Origin of the sequence: Flammeovirga kamogawensis (assembly GCF_018736065.1) — a bacterium.
Lineage (GTDB): Bacteria > Bacteroidota > Bacteroidia > Cytophagales > Flammeovirgaceae > Flammeovirga > Flammeovirga kamogawensis.
The window spans coordinates 718,859-738,821 of record NZ_CP076129.1; the positions used below are offsets into that span (position 1 = coordinate 718,859).

Annotated in this window: 9 protein-coding genes; 3 read left to right on the forward strand and 6 right to left on the reverse strand. The window is 32.1% G+C overall.

The features are described 5' to 3' along the window. Positions 1 to 431: 431 nt before the first annotated feature. Entirely contained in the window at positions 432 to 977 is a 546-nt protein-coding gene (locus KM029_RS21545; protein ID WP_144075876.1) for a helix-turn-helix domain-containing protein, read from the reverse strand. A 63-nt stretch (positions 978 to 1,040) separates the two neighbouring features. Further along, a complete protein-coding gene (locus KM029_RS21550; RefSeq protein ID WP_144075877.1) occupies positions 1,041 to 1,538 on the reverse strand; it encodes a hypothetical protein in 498 nt (165 codons plus the stop codon). A gap of 420 nt (positions 1,539 to 1,958) precedes the next feature. Here KM029_RS21550 and KM029_RS21555 point away from each other — a divergent pair, with 420 nt between their 5' ends. Genes KM029_RS21555 through KM029_RS21565 form a run of 3 tightly spaced genes read left to right on the forward strand, consistent with a single transcriptional unit; the run spans position 1,959 to position 6,554 of the window. Then, positions 1,959 to 2,651: a phospholipase D family protein gene (locus tag KM029_RS21555; protein WP_144075878.1), complete on the forward strand. Its 693-nt coding sequence runs from the start codon at positions 1,959 to 1,961 to the stop codon at positions 2,649 to 2,651. A gap of 9 nt (positions 2,652 to 2,660) precedes the next feature. Beyond that, a complete protein-coding gene (locus tag KM029_RS21560; RefSeq protein ID WP_144075879.1) occupies positions 2,661 to 4,289 on the forward strand; it encodes an AAA family ATPase in 1,629 nt (542 codons plus the stop codon). A gap of 3 nt (positions 4,290 to 4,292) precedes the next feature. Further along, positions 4,293 to 6,554 carry a DUF2357 domain-containing protein gene (locus KM029_RS21565; protein WP_144075880.1) on the forward strand — a complete coding sequence of 754 codons (2,262 nt, stop codon included), beginning with the start codon at positions 4,293 to 4,295 and terminating at the stop codon, positions 6,552 to 6,554. Positions 6,555 to 6,589: 35 nt separating this feature from the next. On the opposite strand, the gene KM029_RS21570 is transcribed toward KM029_RS21565, so the two are convergent. The 4 genes from KM029_RS21570 to KM029_RS21585 all read right to left on the reverse strand — a co-directional run bounded on the left by KM029_RS21570 (position 6,590) and on the right by KM029_RS21585 (position 19,905). Then, positions 6,590 to 11,725 (reverse strand): fibronectin type III domain-containing protein, encoded by a 5,136-nt coding sequence (locus KM029_RS21570; protein ID WP_144075881.1) that lies wholly within the window; start codon positions 11,723 to 11,725, stop codon positions 6,590 to 6,592. Positions 11,726 to 12,012: 287 nt separating this feature from the next. Beyond that, a complete protein-coding gene (locus KM029_RS21575) occupies positions 12,013 to 17,121 on the reverse strand; it encodes a LamG-like jellyroll fold domain-containing protein (RefSeq protein ID WP_144075882.1) in 5,109 nt (1,702 codons plus the stop codon). Between the two features lie 197 nt (positions 17,122 to 17,318). Beyond that, positions 17,319 to 18,416, reverse strand: a complete 1,098-nt coding sequence (locus tag KM029_RS21580) for a Gfo/Idh/MocA family protein (RefSeq protein ID WP_144075883.1) — start codon at positions 18,414 to 18,416, stop codon at positions 17,319 to 17,321. Between the two features lie 97 nt (positions 18,417 to 18,513). Beyond that, complete coding sequence (locus KM029_RS21585; protein WP_144075884.1) at positions 18,514 to 19,905, reverse strand: sulfatase family protein; 1,392 nt, start codon at positions 19,903 to 19,905, stop codon at positions 18,514 to 18,516. Positions 19,906 to 19,963: the final 58 nt, after the last annotated feature.

The following is a 19,963-nucleotide window of genomic DNA, read 5'->3' on the forward strand; positions in this document are numbered from 1 at the left end:
AAAAAATTGGCTTTTAGCATATTTGTGATAAAGCTTTTAAATGTGCTCTAAATTTAATTTTAACACATAACAAGAACTTAAAATTCTATTAATAGGGTATTAAGAGGGCTTGGATATATTACTTTTTATAAAATGACTTCACACTCTTGCTATTAAGCTATACAACCTTTTAATCTTATTTCTTCTTCATTTTTGCCTTAACACAGAACGAGTAACATTGTCAATACAATTATTCAAATACAATAATTCGTGAGCAATTGCGAAAACTTGTGCTACAAATGATAATGATGGAAATTTTCTATTTACGGAGTGACTAATAATTAAAAGGCATAAAAAAATCACCTAAATAGTTTTTAATAACTATCTAGATGATGTATAAAAGCTTGAATTTATTATCTCTTAGGTTCTAATAAAAATTGAGACATAGTAGTTTAGGCTACTTCTTTTCTAGAAGTACAAACCACTATAGTTTTTGTTTGCGGCTTTGTTTTTTGATGTATTTTTTTTGACTGTAGTACTGTGTGCTCTACTTTCCATTTCTCCTCTTCGAATTGTATTAGTTGACTAATCAATTCTATATCATTTCTATAATGATACAATTTTTCTAATCCCCATCTTATTTTGTATCGAGTAAAGCGCCAACGTCTATTTGAGTAAACAATAAAATATTTTTTCCGTTGCCAAGGGGTATCTGAATGCCAATAAATAAAACGGCGTTGAGCATACAACTCATATTTATTTTTTCTTCTAACAGCATCCTTTGTTTTATATTTCCTTAAGCTCCCCACTACTTTTTTCCGAGCAGTGGCTAATTGATGTGCTTTTTCTCCACTATAATTTCCATTGACACTGTTTCTTTTAATTTCTCTATATATTGTAGATAAATGCACACCGAGGGCCATGGCAATTTTTACCTTAGTCACCTCTGCTTCTAATAATTTTTCTAATTCAATACGTTGTTCTTTAAAAAGTTGCATGTGCACTATATAGATAGAAACTAGGTTAGTGGCTGACGCACTAACCTAGTTTTTTCAAAAAAATTAAACAGCTACTGCCTCAAGTTCTTTCAATTGAGGAGAATTTAAAACCCATCCATTTGTAGTGGCATGGTCCTTAATATGATGTAGTAATTCTAATAAAACATACGTTTCTGTATGTTGAACAATACGGTCTAATTGTTCAAAGTAGACTTCTAAACCATCATTTTGTTCCAGTTTTAGTTCTAACTCACTAATTTCTGCAACAAGCTTGTTTTTTTCTACTACCTTTTCTTTGTATTTAGAATGAGTTGGAAGCATAGTTTCTAACTCTCCTTCAACATACGTCAGTTGGCTTTTCTTTTCACTGAGTGAAGTCGTTCTACCCTCAAAACGGTTTTTCTTTCTTTCCGTAGAAATAACTTTTAAGACATTAGAAGAATCTTGGTATTTGTATTCTTGGTAAATACCATTATATGTAGTTTGGGTATCAACTTCTGTTGTACATGATAAAGATACTACTCTCCCGAATAGATCCATTTTTGCTTGATTATCTAACATGATCGTTAATGTTTGATTATTTAAAGTTTGCTTCTGGATGAATCGTTAATCGTCAGCATTAGTTTGCTCATCGAGAAATTTATTTATGTCACAATGTTAATAGTTGTAAATTATTTAAGCCAAATTATTTGTAAGAATATTATAGCAAAAGCTTTAAGGTTTATATTTTTTGGTGGAATAGTGATGTTTAAATAAAAATAGGTATAAAGATTTAACGTGAATATTAAAGAAAATACAATTTCATAATGGTAAAAAATTCGTTTATAATAGGATTTAAATAAAAATTAAACAAGGTTTAAATAATTAGAATTTAGTATTTAACAAGAAACTAATTAACAAACTTCAAAAAACTTTTGATATAGAATAATTTATTTATGTTATTGTACTACAAATTTAATGGTGTGTTACCCTTTTTTTATTATGGCTGAATTTTTGACAACACAAGGAATTTCTTTTCATCTAGAAAACCTTATACTTAATGCACAAAAAAAACTGGTATTAGTTTCTCCTTATTTACAAACTTCTAAAACTTTATATGAAAGATTAAAAGATTCTACCTCGAGAGGTGTCCAAGTAAAAATCATTTATGGAAAAGATGAATTGAAACCAAATCAACGAAATTCCCTAGCTGAACTTGAGAATTTAGAACTCTATTATTTCGAAAATTTACATGCAAAATGTTATTTTAATGAATGGCATATGATTATTACATCAATGAATATGTATGAATTCTCAGAAAAGAATAATAGGGAAATGGGTGTTTTAATTGATAGGAAACTTGATACTGAATTGTTTAATAAAGCTGTAAATGAAACTTTGTCTATTGTTCAGTCAGCAGAACATATCCCATTAAAGGCAAAATTGATAGCTGCTAAAAAAGAAAAAACAGCAACAAAACCCCAAAAAAGAAGAGGTTATTGTATTCGATGTGAGACTAGAATTGATTATAATCCCAAAACACCTTATTGTAAAGATTGTTATCAAAGTTGGTCATATTGGGAAAATTTTGATTTTGAAGAAAATTCATGTCATAAATGTGGTCAATATATAGAGTCGACTATGAATAAACCTGAATGTTATACTTGTTATAAAGAATCAAGATCTTTAGGATAATAATTATATATGAAAAATTTATGGTTTTTTAAAAGTAGTGGTAGTAATGCTGTTTATGGAGATGGTAAAGACTGGTACGATGATGAAATTGCTCAACAATATGAATTTGATAATAATGTTGCAAATAGCCAACAAATAAAAGAAGGTGATTCAGTAATTATTTTTGATAAAATAAAAGCTTTAGGTATTGCTGAAGTTATTAAACTTGATAAATGGGCAACTACAAAAAAATTATATCGATGTCCACATTGCAAAAATACAACATTTGATAAGCGAAAAACAATCAAACCGAAATATAAATGTGGAAAATGTAAAAGTGAGTTTGAAGAACCACTTTCTGAACTAAAAGACATTACAAAATTTCGTGTATCGTATGAAGATTCTTTTAAAAGAATTGAAAAACAAATACTTATTACCTCAATAAAAGCAGAAGACAGATATTTTCCTAAAAATTATAATAGAAACATGTCTATACAACTTCTTGACCCATCGTTAGTTACTGATTATGATTTAGATGTAATTAAAACGAGAACTTCTTTTGATACTAAGACAAATGATATGATTTCAAATTTTAATGAAGACCTGAGTAATTCAAATTTATTTTTTCATAATTTATTAATTACTAGATATATTTCATCACTAATCACCAAACCATTTGTCCTTCTTTCTGGTCTTTCAGGTTCAGGTAAAACCAAGCTTGCTCAATCTTTTGCTATGTGGATTTGTGAAGATAGTTCTCAATATGAAATTGTAGCAGTAGGTGCAGATTGGACAAATAGAGAACCTTTATTAGGATATCCTAATGCATTAAACAGTAAAGAATATATTAAGCCTGACAATGGTGCTTTAGATTTGATTACCAATGCAAATGCTAATTCTGAAAAACCTTATTTTCTCATTTTAGATGAAATGAATTTAAGTCATGTTGAAAGGTATTTCGCTGACTTTTTAAGTGCCATGGAATCTAAAGATGAGATAAAACTTCATTCTTCAGATGATATCAAAAAAGTTCCAAAGAAAATCACTTTACCTAAGAATCTGTTTATTATTGGAACAGTTAATATTGATGAGACAACTTATATGTTTTCTCCTAAAGTATTAGATAGGGCGAATGTAATTGAATTTAGATTAACAGAGGATGATATTGATAACTTCTTTAAGTTGGATGACAATATTGATTTAGAGTTACTTAAATCTAAAGGAAGTAATCAAGTGCAAAATTTTCTTGATCTTGTAAATGAAAATTATACGATAAAAGATATTGTTTTAAAAGAAACTTTATTGAAAGCTTTTACTGAACTCAAAAAGGTAGGAGCTGAGTTTGGATATAGAAGTGCAAATGAGATTACAAGATTATGTGGAGTTATTAATTCAATAAACTCTTCTATTGATATTAATGGACAAATAGATATCGCAATTATGCAAAAACTATTACCAAAACTACATGGATCAAGAAGAAAACTTATTCCTGTTTTGAATGCGTTGGGTAATTTGTGTTTAGAAACGGAACTAAAAGAAGTCAATGAATTTGAAGATCTCCTTGGTAAAAAAATACGTTTTCCAATTTCATTTGAAAAACTGAAAAGAATGTATAAAAATGTAGTTGATAATGGTTTTGCAAGTTACGCTGAAGCATAAAATATGACAAAAGATCAGATTTCTATACCTATAAATGATAAAGCTGAGTTAATCATTACACCTCAAGCTGTTGATAAACCAATTCTATATGAGATTGATAAAGAAGAAGCATATAGAAATGCAGAATCACCTTATCAATTAATAGAAGGTTTTACTTACGATTGGGAAATTATCAATGAAGAATACCATCTTGAAGTTGATAAAAATATAGTTTTTAATACTTCAAACTATATTAACAGAGGGGTGATCAAACCTAATATATTTGTTGGAACTCTCTCTATTCCTGTTTTTAAAAATAGTACTTTTATTAAAACAATTGAGATAGAAGTACGGTCTTTAAAAGCGTCTTATAGAAAAGATTATCGTCAGATGTTAACTGATATTTCAGAATATTGCACTGATTTATTAATGCAGACTACTTCTCCTGCTTCTCAACAATACACTGTTGATCATGATAATAGGTCAGAAACGTTATATCAGAAATTTTCTTTTGTTAAATCAATTATTGACTCCGATGAATTTGAAGAGGCGATCTATCAAATTACTGAATTACCAAACTCAAAATGGGAAGTATTTGAAGAAGAACAAGATATTCGTAGAGTAGGTAGAATTACAAATAAAATAGCTAAACGGTTTGTAAAAGTATCAAATAGAATTCCTATAAATGATGAATTATTAAAAAGAAATTTTGGAAGTTTAAATTCTTTACCAAAATCAGTAAGTTTAAAAAAGACAAGAGATACCGTTGATACTATAGAAAATCAGTTTATCAAGTTTGTACTGGAAACGTTTTTGTTTTTTTGTGAAGATTTAAAACCTAAACTCGCTAAGAAGAAGAATAGATTTAATAAAGAGATAAATCAGGTCATCTATAAGCTAGAGGATTATTTACAACATAATATTTTTCGAGATATTAGCCAATTGAAAATGATGCCTTTAAACAATCCTCTATTACAAAGAAAAGGAGGGTATAAAGAAGTATACAAATCTTGGCTGATGTTTGATCTTGCTGCTAAACTTTTTTGGAAAGGTGGAGATGATGTATATCGAGCAGGTAAAAGAGATGTAGCTACATTATATGAATATTGGGTCTTTTTTGCACTTCTAGAGATTATTAAACAAATTTTTGAAATAAAAAAAACCGATATATCATCTTTAATAAGTGATACAAAAGATGGTTTAGGACTACAATTAAAACAAGGTGTTCATACTGCTTTAGAAGGGAAATATATATCTGATCAGAGAGAGTTAAATATCAAATTTAGTTTTAATAGAACATTCAGTAGAAAAAATAAAATTTCCGAAGAAGGAAGCTGGACAAAGCAAATGAGACCCGATTATACTATCACTTTGTGGCCCTCACAATTTTCGGAGAAACAAGCAATCGTAAATGATTTAATTACTCATATTCATTTTGATGCTAAATACAAGATAGCCAATATCACACAATTGTTAGGATCAGATAGTGAAGATGATTTTGATGAATCCTCAACATATAAGAGAGTAGATTTGTTAAAGATGCATGCTTATAAGGATGCAATTAGAAGGTCAAGTGGTGCATATGTTATTTACCCAGGTAAAAAAGAAAGTGATAAAATCAGAAGTTTTCATGAAATTTTACCTGGGTTAGGAGCTTTTCCTTTGAGACCAACTAGGGACAAGCAAGGATTATCTGAAATAAAATTATTTATCAAAGATGTTATAAAGCACTATCTTGACAGAACCTCTCAAAGAGGTAGTATAGAATTTCATAAGAACAGAATTCTAAAAGGAGGTAATAAAAAAGATGTATTGATTAAATATATCCCTGAATTACAGCCAAATAATAAATTACTTATTCCATCTGAAACAAATGTAATAATTGGATATTATAAAAATGATAATCATTTAGCTTGGATATTGGAAACATGGGCTTATAATATAAGAGCAGATGCTGAAAGAAATGGAGGCATGCAATTGTCTCCTCAATTAATCTCTGCAAAATATATTTTACTTCATAATAGCTCAAAGTCCAATAATCAAGTTTTATTATTTGTGACTTCAAACGGACCTAAAGTCCAGTTAAAATCACAATTAGACGGTTATCCATCTTCAGATGGAAAAGATCATCAGTATTTTGTTTTTGATGTAGAAAAAGTAATTAACACAAAATTTCAAAGATATCATTTTGATATTAAAGAATTAGCAGGATTTACAAAAGAAAATCTTGATGGTTGTCCTTATGTAACAACTTTAGAAAAATTATTTTCTGTATCAGATTCATAATCATTACTTCTCTAAATATATATTTTTAATCCTAATCAATCCCGAACCAATTTTAACTGTGAATACTTACCATTTGCATGTTCAATATTCAAGATATATATACCTTTATTCAGCTTCGAAATATCAAGTGTTATTGTTTTTTCATCAACATTTTTCTGTAATACCTCCCTGCCCAATCGATCCAAAATTCTAATTCTTTTTATTGTATTAGAAGAAATTACATTGACTTTATTTTGAGCTGGATTCGGATAAGCTCTATAGAAAATATCATCGCTCTTTACAAGCACTCGTATTGGAGTAGTTATACTGTAATCGCCATCAAAATCATACTGAATTAATCTGTAATACGATTCTACATTTAAGGTAGCATTATCATCTTTAAAGTTGTACGTATTCGTAACATCAGAATTACCAGCTCCGTTTTGTGTTCCAATTGTAGTCCATTGTTGTCTATCTATAGAGCTTTGAATTTCAAAATAATCGTTGTTTACTTCACTTGCTGTAACCCAAGTTAATTGTACTATTCTATCCATTACATTTGCATCAAAACGTATTAATTCCACAGGTAAATTACTGCCCGAATCATCTACAAGTGCTGTCCCATCTAATTGGTAAGCACCGCAATCTATTTTCCCGCTGTTAGCGGTACGAAGATTGTTTAATTGATCTAATACGTTTCCACTACCCTCTTCTTTAGTGTATAAATCAACATTTGCAAAAGCAACAGGAAGTGCATCATTGGCAAAACCTACTACTCCATTCTCATCAATAGCTAATAAAGATAATGATGGAACATCGCTTGCTACAGCACCTGATACTGTACCGTTCTGTGTGATACCATCGTCTGTAAACATGGCATTATTTACAGATTCGACAACAGTACCAACTATTGATGAATTGACCACTCCAATAACATTTAGTTTTAATGATAAATCTGACATCAATTCATTTACAGTACCATAATTACTCTCGTTTTCATATAAAATTGTATTGTTGATTAAAACATCTAGAGAAAGATTTACTACTCTTATACCTCCTCCATTACCAATGGTATTTAAGGTATAATTATTTGTAATGGTACTATTTTCAAAGGTTAAATTACTAACTGTAGAACCTGTTCCAAAAATAGCTCCTCCAGCATTTGTTGTACCATTGTTATAGAGTGTTGAATTTTGAATAAATACATTACTTGAATTATTACTTCCTTCAATGATCATAACACCGCCATGATTATCAGATACATTATCTTTCATTAATGACTGGTAAATATTAATATCACAATCTCCGCCATTAGAATTTACTAAAAACACTCCCCCATTGGTTCCTGAAGTTGTTTCATTACCAATAAATGAAGAAGACATGATATTCACAGTTCCTGATTGAACAGCTAATGCCCCTCCTCCTTTAGCTGTTTTATTGTTCTCAAAAATACAATTGTCGATAGTCAAAGTCCCGACAGTATTAATAAGCATTGCGCCTCCTAATTGTGCTGTTGCTCCATCTGTCGTTCCATTTCCATTTTTAAAACTTATATTTTCTAACGTCAAATAACTTCCATCTGTCTTGTCTAAATAACTGATAAATTTAATAGCGTCACCTCCGTCTAGTACAGCATCATTTTGACCAATAATTTCTAGACTTTCATTAATTGTAACTGCTTCAGTGTGTGTAATTGTTCCATCAATAATAATTTTATCATTATCGCTTGTCAACTCAACTGCTTTCTTTAAAGTAGCTACAGCGTTAACAGAATTAAGCCCTGAATTTGTATCATCGCCAGCGGTATTTATATAAATTGTTACCGTATCTGTTACAGAAAGTGTGCTAAATGATGTTGAATTTTCGGAGGATTTATCACCAACATAATTTTTTGAAAGCACAAAAACATCATAGTCAGTAGCAGCAGTTAATCCTTCTAAAACATAAGAAAATTCACTTGTTTCATAAGTTGTCCCATCAATTCTAACTTCAAATGATAATCCATCGTCTGCAGGGTCGTCCCATGTTACAATTGCTTCTGTTTGAGAAACTTCTTTTACCAAAACATTTGTAGGTACAATTGGCGTAGCAGGTTCTTCTAATGTAGTGGTTGTTTCACTCACTACATTAGAGGTGTTCCCTGCAATATCTACTGCTGTCACACTCACCTCATATGCTGTTTCAGCCGCTAGACTTTCAAATTTATAATTTGTCTCAAATACTTCGATCTGACTTCCTCCGTCCAATTGTATTTTATAACTTGTCACCTCTATGTTATCAGTTGATGCAGTCCATGATACATCAATTGAATTATAGGTTACTTCATCAAAAGTAATGGTTGCAACATCTGTTGGAGCTTGATTATCCTCTAGAACTAAAGCAATGTTAGAAGTAGCATCTACTTGGTAAGCACCACAATCTATTTTATCATCTTCTACAATTCTTACATTATCCAATTGATCTACTAAATACGTCTCATGAGTAGGGTAAGCTGAAAGGTATGATGCTAAACCATGGTTGGCAGCAATGGCATCACTATCAAAGGTGACTACGTTATCTGCATTTATAGCATTTAAAGTTAATTCAGGTGCATCACTTCCATTCACTGTTCCATTTAATGTATTACTACCATTAATAGTATTACTAGCAACTATTGCACTAACAATACTATGGTTTATAGTAAAGTTGGGGTAATCATTAGTAGAAATATCTGAAATTGACCCGCTACCATCAGCATCATTATAATTTGCGAGGTTGTTATATACTATAGAGTTATTAATTGTTACAACAGCATCTTCATTAATAGAACGAATACCTCCACAATTTCCTTCATTTGCTAATGTTCTATTGTTCACCATTGTCACATTAGTTAGTGATAATGTACCATCACCTGTGTTCCCTAAAAAAATCACACCACCTGCTGAACTAGTTTGATTCTCATAGAAAGTTGAATTTGTAAATGATGCATCAAACCTAAAGCCATTTGCTGAATTAGTTTGTACATTTAACACCCCTCCATGTGTTGCTGAAGTATTATTTAGAAAAGCTGTTTGGTTGACTTTTAAAACAACATCGTTTGTGGTTGATAAAAGGTGAATTACTCCACCACTAATAGAAACACCACCAGCAGAATTATTCTTAAAAAGAGATGCATTAATTTCAACTTCTCCATCTTGAATTGCTAAAACTCCTCCATTTTTTTCAGAAGTATTACTATCAAAAATACATTCAGTAATTGTCACTTTTCCTGGTGAATTCATTAGTATAGCACCTCCCATCTGAGCTGTACTGCCATTATATTCACCGTTACCATTTATAAATGATATATTTTCTATTTCCAAGTAACTATCCGTTTCAGATTTAGTGAAGTTAAAAAACTTCAATGTATTTTGGGCATCTAAAGTGGCAGTATTCACACCTCTAATTGTTAGGTTTTTAGTGATACCAATTGATGTATCATATACTATAGTTCCATCTATTTCAATAGTATCTCCATCTATTGCATTGTTGTAGGCTTTTAATAAAGTAGCATAAGGTGCATCAGCAGAAAGTCCGTCATTTCCTGTATCATCACCTGCTTTTACATAAATCACTTTATTGGCAGTTACCTGATCAACTGTAACTACATTAGACTCATTTCCATTATAATCTATTGCTTTTATTTTTACCGTATACGAAGTACTTATTGTTAAACCACTAAAAGAAATCGTCAATTCAGTAGTTGTAATTGGTGTTGCATCATTCAATTGTACTTCATAATGGCTAAACATGATATCATCTGTAGCGGCATCCCATGCAACATCAAAACTAGTTGTCTCTATGTTTGAAAACACAAGATTACTTGGGTCAGTTGGTGCAATAACATCGGCTAAAACTTCTTCAACAGTTGCTTCTCCATCTAACTGATAAGCTCCAGCATCTATGGCATTGTTTACTTCTCTTCTTACGTTTCCTAATTGATCAGATAAGAATGAATGATCATCACTACCCGTTAATAAAGTGGCATCTGCAAAGTTGATAGGTAGTGCATCAGACGCAAATGAAAACACGCCATTCGCTGCATCATAAGTAAGTGTTAATGTTGGAATATTCTCATTTGTTGCTGTAGCTATTGAACCATAAACAGTTTGCTCATCAAGTGATGTATTTGCATTACTATCGTCTTCTAGAAATGTGATATCATTCTTAACAATTGCACCAAAAATAGTAGACTTAATGGTAATTTTTGCGGCATCATTCATTGATAAATCTGAGATTGCCTCTCCATTAGAGAATGTCTTGTTTCCATAAATAATACTATTCTCAATTAAATAAGTAGATGTTGCACTATTTAGCATTAAACCACCACTATTACCTGCATTTCCATCTGTTTTGTTACCTGAAATGGTCACATTTTCAAATTCTATAGTTCCTTCCCCTGTACTAATATCATTAACTACTCCACCAGATTTAAGAGATGAATTATTATAAAAAGTACTATTTGTTACTTTAAAATTCTTTAAATAAGTATCTGTAGCATGATCTTTAAACAACAGACTTACTACCCCTCCATTGCCTTGTACAGTATTTTCTGTAAATAAACATTCAGTAATTGTTATATCTACTGCCAAATCAGTTTCTGAATAGATTACTCCACCATTAAAATTTCCTGCAAGGTTATTGTTATTAAACACACAAGATTCAAAAAGTACATTCCCTTGTTGAATTGAAAATACACCACCATGCTTAGTAGTTGAATGCCCTTCAAAAACACAATCTTTAAGTGTTAGAGTACCTGTTGTATTTACAAAAAAGCCCCCCCCTCTTTGATAATCTGTATCATAATACCCATTACCATTTATAAATGAGATATTTTCTACCGTTAAATAAGCATCTACATCTTTTGGTGTATAGTTAAATATTTTTCTATTTCCATCAGCATCAATTATTGCATTATTCTGCCCTCTTACTGTGAGGTATTTATTCATTGCAAATTCCGTTGGATGAGCAATCACACCAGCCGTTCCATCAACTATAATCACGTCTCCATTACTTGCCAACGTAAAAGCGGTATATAAATCTGCTACCGCATCTAACGCTAATGATGTTCCACCATGACTGTTATCTCCATCAGCAGATACATATATATCTTTAGCATAGGAGAATTGAGAAACAACCAGAAAAAGGTATAAAAGTATAGATTTGTTATTCATAGCTTACACAATAAAGCAAAGATTAATATTCATTTCATTTGTAATAAATACTCATCAATTTTTAAAACTGAAGTATTTTATCGAAGTGATATTTTAAAGTAAGTGCAAGAGAAAATTTTCATTTCATAAACATTGAATCACTATCGATAAAATGAAGTACTGAAAAATCAATAACAGTATTCTAATAGTGTATTAATTGTCTATTAATCGATGATTATAGGCTATTATTTACGCTGTATTAATTATTTATTAAATGAGGAAAGTGTGTTATTAAGTTGTTTCTTCTGTTACTTTTTAATCATCTTTTGATGTAATACTTCTCCATTAGTATACTTTATTAGAAGTATATATATTCCTTTATTTAATTGGTTAAATTTTATAAAAGATGTTTTCTTTCCTATTTGTTTCCTTTTAATTTCTCGTCCTAATTGATCACAAACCGTAATCTCAAGAATGGTAGTAGAAGAGTTAACATATATCTGGTTGTCAAACGGGTTAGGATAAATAGTCAAGTAATTGTTTAAGCTGTTAACGTACACCTGAATTGGTGAAATTATGCTATAATTACCATCAAAATCGTACTGAATTAACCTATAATACGATCGGGAATTTACAAAAGGGTTTTTATCTTCAAAGTAGTAGTTATTTACCACTGTAGAATTTCCCGCTCCTTTTTGTCTTCCTATAGTTTCCCAAGTCCTACCATCTATAGAGTTTTGAATTTCGAAATAATCGTTATTTATTTCACTGGCAGTAACCCAACTTAACCTTACAGTGTTATCAATTACAACACCCTTAAAATCTACTAATTCAACAGGTAAATTATTTTCAAGTTCTGATGCTAATACAACTGCTACATTTACTTCTACAGCAGCACTCATACTTGAACAATCCCCATCCAAAACAACTAACTTCCAAGTACCATTTTTATCGTCTATTAAATTTGTTTGCCAAATAGGATCGGTATTCATAAGCATTTGAGTTCCATCTGGCTCTTCCCAATAATAATCATTCGATAAACCTTCTTTAGGCATTAGTTTGAGTTCTTGATTTTCAATTAATCGAATTACATTTCCTTGTTGCTTATGGTCGTTATTAATTGAATAGTTTACTGTAGAGTATTTTTCTTCAAAAAGTGAAGGGTTAACCAATTCAATAGTAATTGGTTCCATTCTTGTAAAATGAGGTGTAAAAACCATATTGCCATAGTCCTCTTCTTCATTAATTTGGTAATCAAAAGTTACCTTTTTACTATTTAAAGTATTTGTTTCTGTATTGGGGTACTCAATGTCAAAAGCAACTGGAGAATCGAATAGAAATGGGCTTGTAGGAGATAGTATTTCCTCCATTCCCCATTTGTGCGTTAAATAACCTTCTATTAATTCTTGCTCTTCATCAGAAATCTTTCGATCAAAAATAATCACTTCCGCAATCATTCCCTTATGGTGTCTAGTTTGATTATTGTAGCCTAATTGCCCTAAAGTAAGATCACTGTCATTAGATAACTTAGCGGCATCGGGTAAGACCATTTCAAAATCTAAAGTGCCATTGTGGTATGTTTCTAGCAATTGGTCATCTCTTCTAATCATATTAATAGCTTGTAAAGGCACACCATAAGCAGTACCTGAACCATTTTGATCGTCAGCTGAAATAGAGAATTTACCTGTGGTAGAAACTCTAAAAAACATCCCATCCTCTGTCAAATCATTTTTATTTGCTATAGTATTGGTTTGAGCGGTTACTGGGTCTAATTGATGAACAATAAATAGTGTGAAATCACCATCCAATAGGTCTGTATTATCACTTTCTAATAACCTTAATGATGAACTATTGTCCTTACCAAAAACTAAAGCGGGTAATCCATTGAACCCTTCTTTTGAGAATAACGGAACATTATCATTATTCATGGCTACAGCATCATTTCCATTTCCAGATACATCAGACCATAGCAGTACTTTATCCTCTTCTTCTAAATCATTATTACTTGCTAAATCTTGTGCATCGAGCCAAACTAATGGTGCGATATCTAAACCTATTTTAATAGAAATAATATCGTCCATACAGGCTACTACCGTTTCTGTTTCTTTCCATTCCTCTTCATTTATTTTCATCATAAATTTAAGATCTGACGGAATTCCGATGGTATCTAACGCGATGTTTGTATCATAACATGTTGCATCAGAAATAGCCTGACAAGTTACTTCATCGCCGGGTTGAAGTGCACCTGTGGATAATTTGTTGTCTGTTACATCGGATAAAACACCGTTGATTTTCCATTCATAAATGGGGTCTTCTCCTGGTGTACTAATAATGGCTTCTATATATTCTAGATCACGGTATAAATGGGCATTATCATTAAACTTAAGATTCACCTGAGGTTTCATCTCAAAAGACCAATCAATATTAGGCCATGCTTCTTCACTCCAATCTATGAGTTCTTGAATTACTTCACAGTCTAAACCAAAATTGATGGACTGCTCTATTACCCAGTACATATGATCAGCCCAAAGAGGTTCAAAATCTTCATCATCTGCCGCATCAGCACTAGATGCAGTCACATCTATAACTGCTGATTTATCTATAGGATCTAAATAATTAGAAGGTTCTAGTCCTGTTTCCCACCTTGTCCAATCAGCTATTTCATGCTTTCTTACAGCTTTAATAAATTCTCTGCATTGTGCTTCCAATACCAACTTGGACATGCCGGGTTGAATTTCATCCAGTAAAGTTGGCCAATAACCTTCTTCAAAACCATGGAGTTTTGTATCTAATCCTTCTCCTTCTTTACCAAAAAAGTACCATGGTCCTTGTACTCGAATTCTAAAACCCATACCATCATTAGTGGTTAAATCTCCAGACCATGTTTTTGTCTTGTACATTGTACTTAATGAATGATAGTACCGTAGCGGTTGGTATAATTCTGTATATCGTGAGCTTTTTAAAATATATGCAGGCTGATAATTATAATCAACAGGACCATTCCACCATTGGTACCCTTCTCCTCCAGCTAAAATGGTTTGAAGTTGATACCATAAAGAGGATTCAAACGTACCTAATGCATCCGACTGACCATCAAATGAAAGGCAATTATCATCTTGACAACCTGTGAAATGAGGAGGAACTTCAAACACATGCATAGACAATCCATGAAACCATTGACGCGTAGTTGGATGATCCACTTCATGATTAGGAATATAATCTAAGGCTTGGTCTTGAAGGTTAAATTCCTGCATAATTTCAAAATTCTTAACGGCCATTAACCTCGCCATACTCGTGTTTGCAAACTCCATAGGTACATCATCAGATAGAGCGTCCAAACCTCTCCCAGATCTTGCTCTCCAATGTAATTTATCTGTACTGCCTTGTGCTAAAAACCATCGGAAGTTATATCTAAATTCTTCGTGAGCTGCTCTAAAGTTGGCTAATAGTGTAGGGTCTGCAGCTACTTGTTGCATATCGACTGTTACTCCATCACTTTTCTTTGGTAAATTTTCTATTGCGTCTCTTATTATCTCAATTCCTTTTTCTGGGTTTAATTTACTATCCTCTGGGTTTTTATAAGGTTCCCGATCAGTGTAGGTTTCTTCATAGAGGCCATCCTTAGTAAAAGCATCTTTAGGGTGAATCATAGGAAGCCAATGTTTCCAATCTGGAAACTGTAAAGGCATGGGTAATGTTGTTCTATCTTCTCCACCATCTTGATTAAAAAGTGCTGCAACAGACTCTTCGGTCACGCCACCTGGAAATAAGTAATTTAAAAGATCTTCATCTTTCTCAAGCACAGCATCTAATCCTGCTCCTGCCGCCCAATATTCAATTGCTTTACCTTCTAATTCTGGTCCGGGTTGATAAGGTGGGTTCCACGGTCTACCATGACGGTTCACATTGTCATTTTTATCTTTTAAGGAACGAATGTAAGAAGCTATTTTTTTACCTTCTTCTTCTGTCAGCTTATGAAATTTAGCCCTTTCTATGATCGATTTATTAGAATATGAAAATAATTCTAAGTCTCTACCATCTTGAGTATGACAATCAGAACATTTGGCTTGAATTACTACATTGGATTGAAGTTCATGATTATACCAAAAACCACTTTCTCCATCTGCCAAATAATTAGACCATAAATCTCCATTCCTCCATAAGTCTTCTCCTTCATTAATTGCTGTATTATCTGTATATGGGCCTACCCATAAATTAGGGTCTTCTTCATAGAAAAAACTATCTGGTAGAATATTTTCGTCGTATCCATCTAGTAAATTAAAACGAACAACTCTAAATCCATTTGATATTCCATCAGAATCATTAAATCTGAACAAAACAGTATTTTCACCTTCTATAAAATCATCAGAATTAAAGGTTAATCTTATTGTATTGTACCCTCCGTGTACCATACCACCTCTGTTTAATTCTTGGATAGAAATATCTACCGATTCATGGTTTAAGTTATACCAGTCTCCCTCATTTACTTGGATGGATGCTTTGTTTTCATAACTCAAATTATTTACCTGAATTCCAATTTTTTTTGTGGCTTCTGCTTCTTCTGCTGTAAGTGTAAATGTTCTTGGTTCTATAACTCCTTCTTCGCCTAAAACCTCTACTGGCAACATAAACTTTAGCCAGTTATCTCTCATTTTACTGCATTCATAAAAGAACTCTTGCTCTGATAAAACTTGGTTAAAGACTTTTACCTCTCCAATCATTCCATTTAGAAAGTGTGCCCCATTTGTAGTAGAACCAATACGAAATTTAAAGAAATTAAAATCTGCCTTAGGAACATTAATCGTATTGGTAAGGGCATTTTGAGAATCCCAAAAAGTAAAATCGCCTGTAGTGGCATTATAATTACAAGCCATTACAATAGAATGTTCTTTTATTACTTTTGCTCCTGGTACTTTTAATGATTGTCCACCTAAATAAAACTGATACTGACCATTGGCGTCATATTTCATTCCAAATCCAGTATTAGAAGTAGCCGATGTATTCCCAATCACGTCACCATTGTTTGCATGAAAGTCATCTACCTGAAAAGCAATCAAAACACTAAAACCAGTATTACTTGCCGCATCGCCTGTAAAATCAAATATTGATGCTGCATCTGATTGGTTCAATAATAATAAACTATTTCTGGTATCCCCTACATCTACACCTTGAACACCTGAAAATGAGGTAGATGTTGAAGGATAATTTACAGTTCCTAAATCTGGACTTGCATGATGATTATTTCCAGAAATATCATTCCAACTAGTAATTTCACCATCGGCATTTGTAATGATATTTGATGCATCATACGCAGATAAATGTATATAAGGTAACTGTGCAAATAAATTATGAGGTAGAGTAAAGCAAAGTAGTAGTAATAATAATGTTTGCTTTATTTCAGTACTATTTCCTTTCATACTTTTATAGAGAAAACTTGTACCTTCAATCTTTTTTAGAAATCAAATATTCAAGGCAGTGAAGTATAAAAAAGGTTACTTTTACTATGTAACCCCTCTTAATGATAATTTTTTTGAAAATGCTGATAGCATAAAACGTGTGCTATTTGCAGTCTTTGGACTTTAGTAAAGTGATGTAATCTCTAGTTGTATTCACTTTACAAAGTTATCTTTTTCCCCTTCTTTGCACTTTTCTTTGCCTTTTCTAAAATCTCAACAACTATCATATTATTTTCTAGAGTTGATGGGCTATAGTTAGGTAATTTTATTTCTTTTCTGACAACATGAGCAAACATAGAGAAAGGGTTATTAAAGGGATATGCTCTATCTTTCATATTGTAATTTGTTTGATCATAGTCGGAATAATTTTTAGAGATTTTCATAGTTACCTCTTGAGGGTTGGGTGCATCTATAACTCCTTTCAATCCAAAAACTTCCATATCTTTTCTTCCAATTGGCCAATTCCAAGAACCTTGGATTACACCAACTTTACTTTTATACTCCACTAGAATAATGGACTCATCATCGACATTAGGGTTGTTTTCTGGTTGATATTGTGCTGTAATTGCTGTAATCGCTACTGGCTTTTCGCCATCAAATAACCAAGTGAGTAGGTTTGCTCCATAACAGCCAAAGTCAATAATTGCACCACCGCCATTCAACTTTTCATCTGTTAGCCATTCTAAAAACTCCTCTTCAACATGAATATTTTTTGGGCCTTTATGCCCATCGTTTATTACTACTTTTCTTACTTCACCAATCTTATCTTCATGAATTAACTCATACGCTTTTTCATTAGAAGGGTACCATGTAGTCTCATAGTTTGTAAGTACATCAATATCATATTTTATGGCCAAGTCATGGATCTTTTTAGCATGCTCCATATTTACCGCCAAAGGCTTTTCTACCATTACATCAATACCTAATGGAGCACAGGCTTCTACAATTGATAAATGATCATAAATATTACCAAACCCTAGTACTGCCTCCGGTTGTATTTCAGCTAGCATCTGATGAATAGTAGTATAAATTATATCTTTTGAATAGCCGTATTTTTCAGCGTATTTATGTGCTAAAGCCACATTCGACTCTACAACAGCTACAATTTCAATATCCTTATTTTCCTTGTCTCTAAATAAACCGTGAACATGTCCGTGGGTAAGACCAATAACGCCAATTTTAACAGGTTTATCTACTGCGAAAGTTGTAAGAGAAAATAGTAAAACGAGACTAAAAAGTAATGTGATTTTTTTCATAGTAATCAGTGAAAAATTATAATATGTGATTTAGTTTAATTGTTAAGGTTTGCGATTTATGTTAGTCGAAAAGAAGAGTAATCAAATTTAAAATTCACTAGTGAATTGCGGCTTCTTTTTGATGAAACTCTTTCTTCATTTGTCTTAATATTTTCTCATATTTTCTAGCAATTTCAGGTTCTTGAGCAGTAAGATCTACTTTCTCTCCTTTATCACTTTCAATATCATAGAGCTTGATTTTATTGAGGTGTAAATGTGCTTTCCACTTTCCGTCTCTTACAGTATACCAATTCGGTTTATCACTAAAAAAAGCCATTTTTGTTCTAGGATGTGTATTGCCTAAAACTGCTTTACTCATATCCTCTCCATCAATTACTAAATCTTTGGGTGTTTCTGCTCCAACCATTGCAGATAACGTGGGTAGAAAATCTACGCCTGTAAGAATCGTTTCTGTATCTGTGATTCCTTTTTTGATATATTTGGGCCAAGAAATAATCCATGGAGCTCTAATTCCCCCTTCATACATACTCCCTTTTCTACCTTGAAACTCTCCTACAGAACCTACAGAATTAACCAATAAGGGTTTTGTAATAAATCTTTTTTGGAGCTTTTCAATATTGTTTAAGATTGGACCCGGACCGTTATCACTTGAGAAAATAATGATGGTATTTTTATCCAATTTCATTTTCTTTAAAGCAGTCAATAGTCTTCCAATTTCATCATCTAAATTCGCCACATCAGCACAATATGCTTGCATAGACTTATTGATGTCTGTGTGTTTTGACATATACGTAAGAAAGTCCCTTTGCGCTTCCCCTTCAAAATCATCAATATTTACCTTTAAGTCTTTAAACCTCTCCAAATACTGTGGAAGTGGGTTGATGTAAGAGTGTGTAGGATACAACCATAGATTGATAAAGAAAGGCTCTTTCTTATTTCTCTTTGCAAAATCGATGGCCAAATCAATATACTTTGTCGTTGTGTGTTCTCTGTAATGAGGTAATTTTTTGTCTTCACGCGTAAAACCATCTCCTGTAGATTGAGTGGTAAAACTTTCATCTATTCCGTACGCAGAAGGAGGTGGTGCATTGGGAGATCGTTTACCGCCTCCAATATGCCATTTCCCAAAATGAGCCGTTTTATACCCCCCATTATGTAAAATTTTTGTGATCGAAGGTTTTTCTACATCAATGCAAAAAGTAGATAAAAATTCTCTTGCTGGATAAATACCCGTCATTAAAGCCGCTCTAGATGGACTACACCAAGCTGCAGACATATATCCTTGCGTAAACACTTTGCCACTATTTGCTAACTTATCTAGATGTGGTGTTTTTGTATAAGGATGCCCATAAACTTCCATATCACCATAGCCCATATCATCTGCTAGAATGAAAATGATATTTGGTTGCTCTTGTGCAGAGACCTTTGTGATTAAACAAAGTAAAAGTACTAGGCAATTGATAATTTTTTTGAAGCGACTTTTCATCATTCTATTTATTTATGAAATACCCATTTTATAAAAAACCTCCATCAAAACACATGAATTA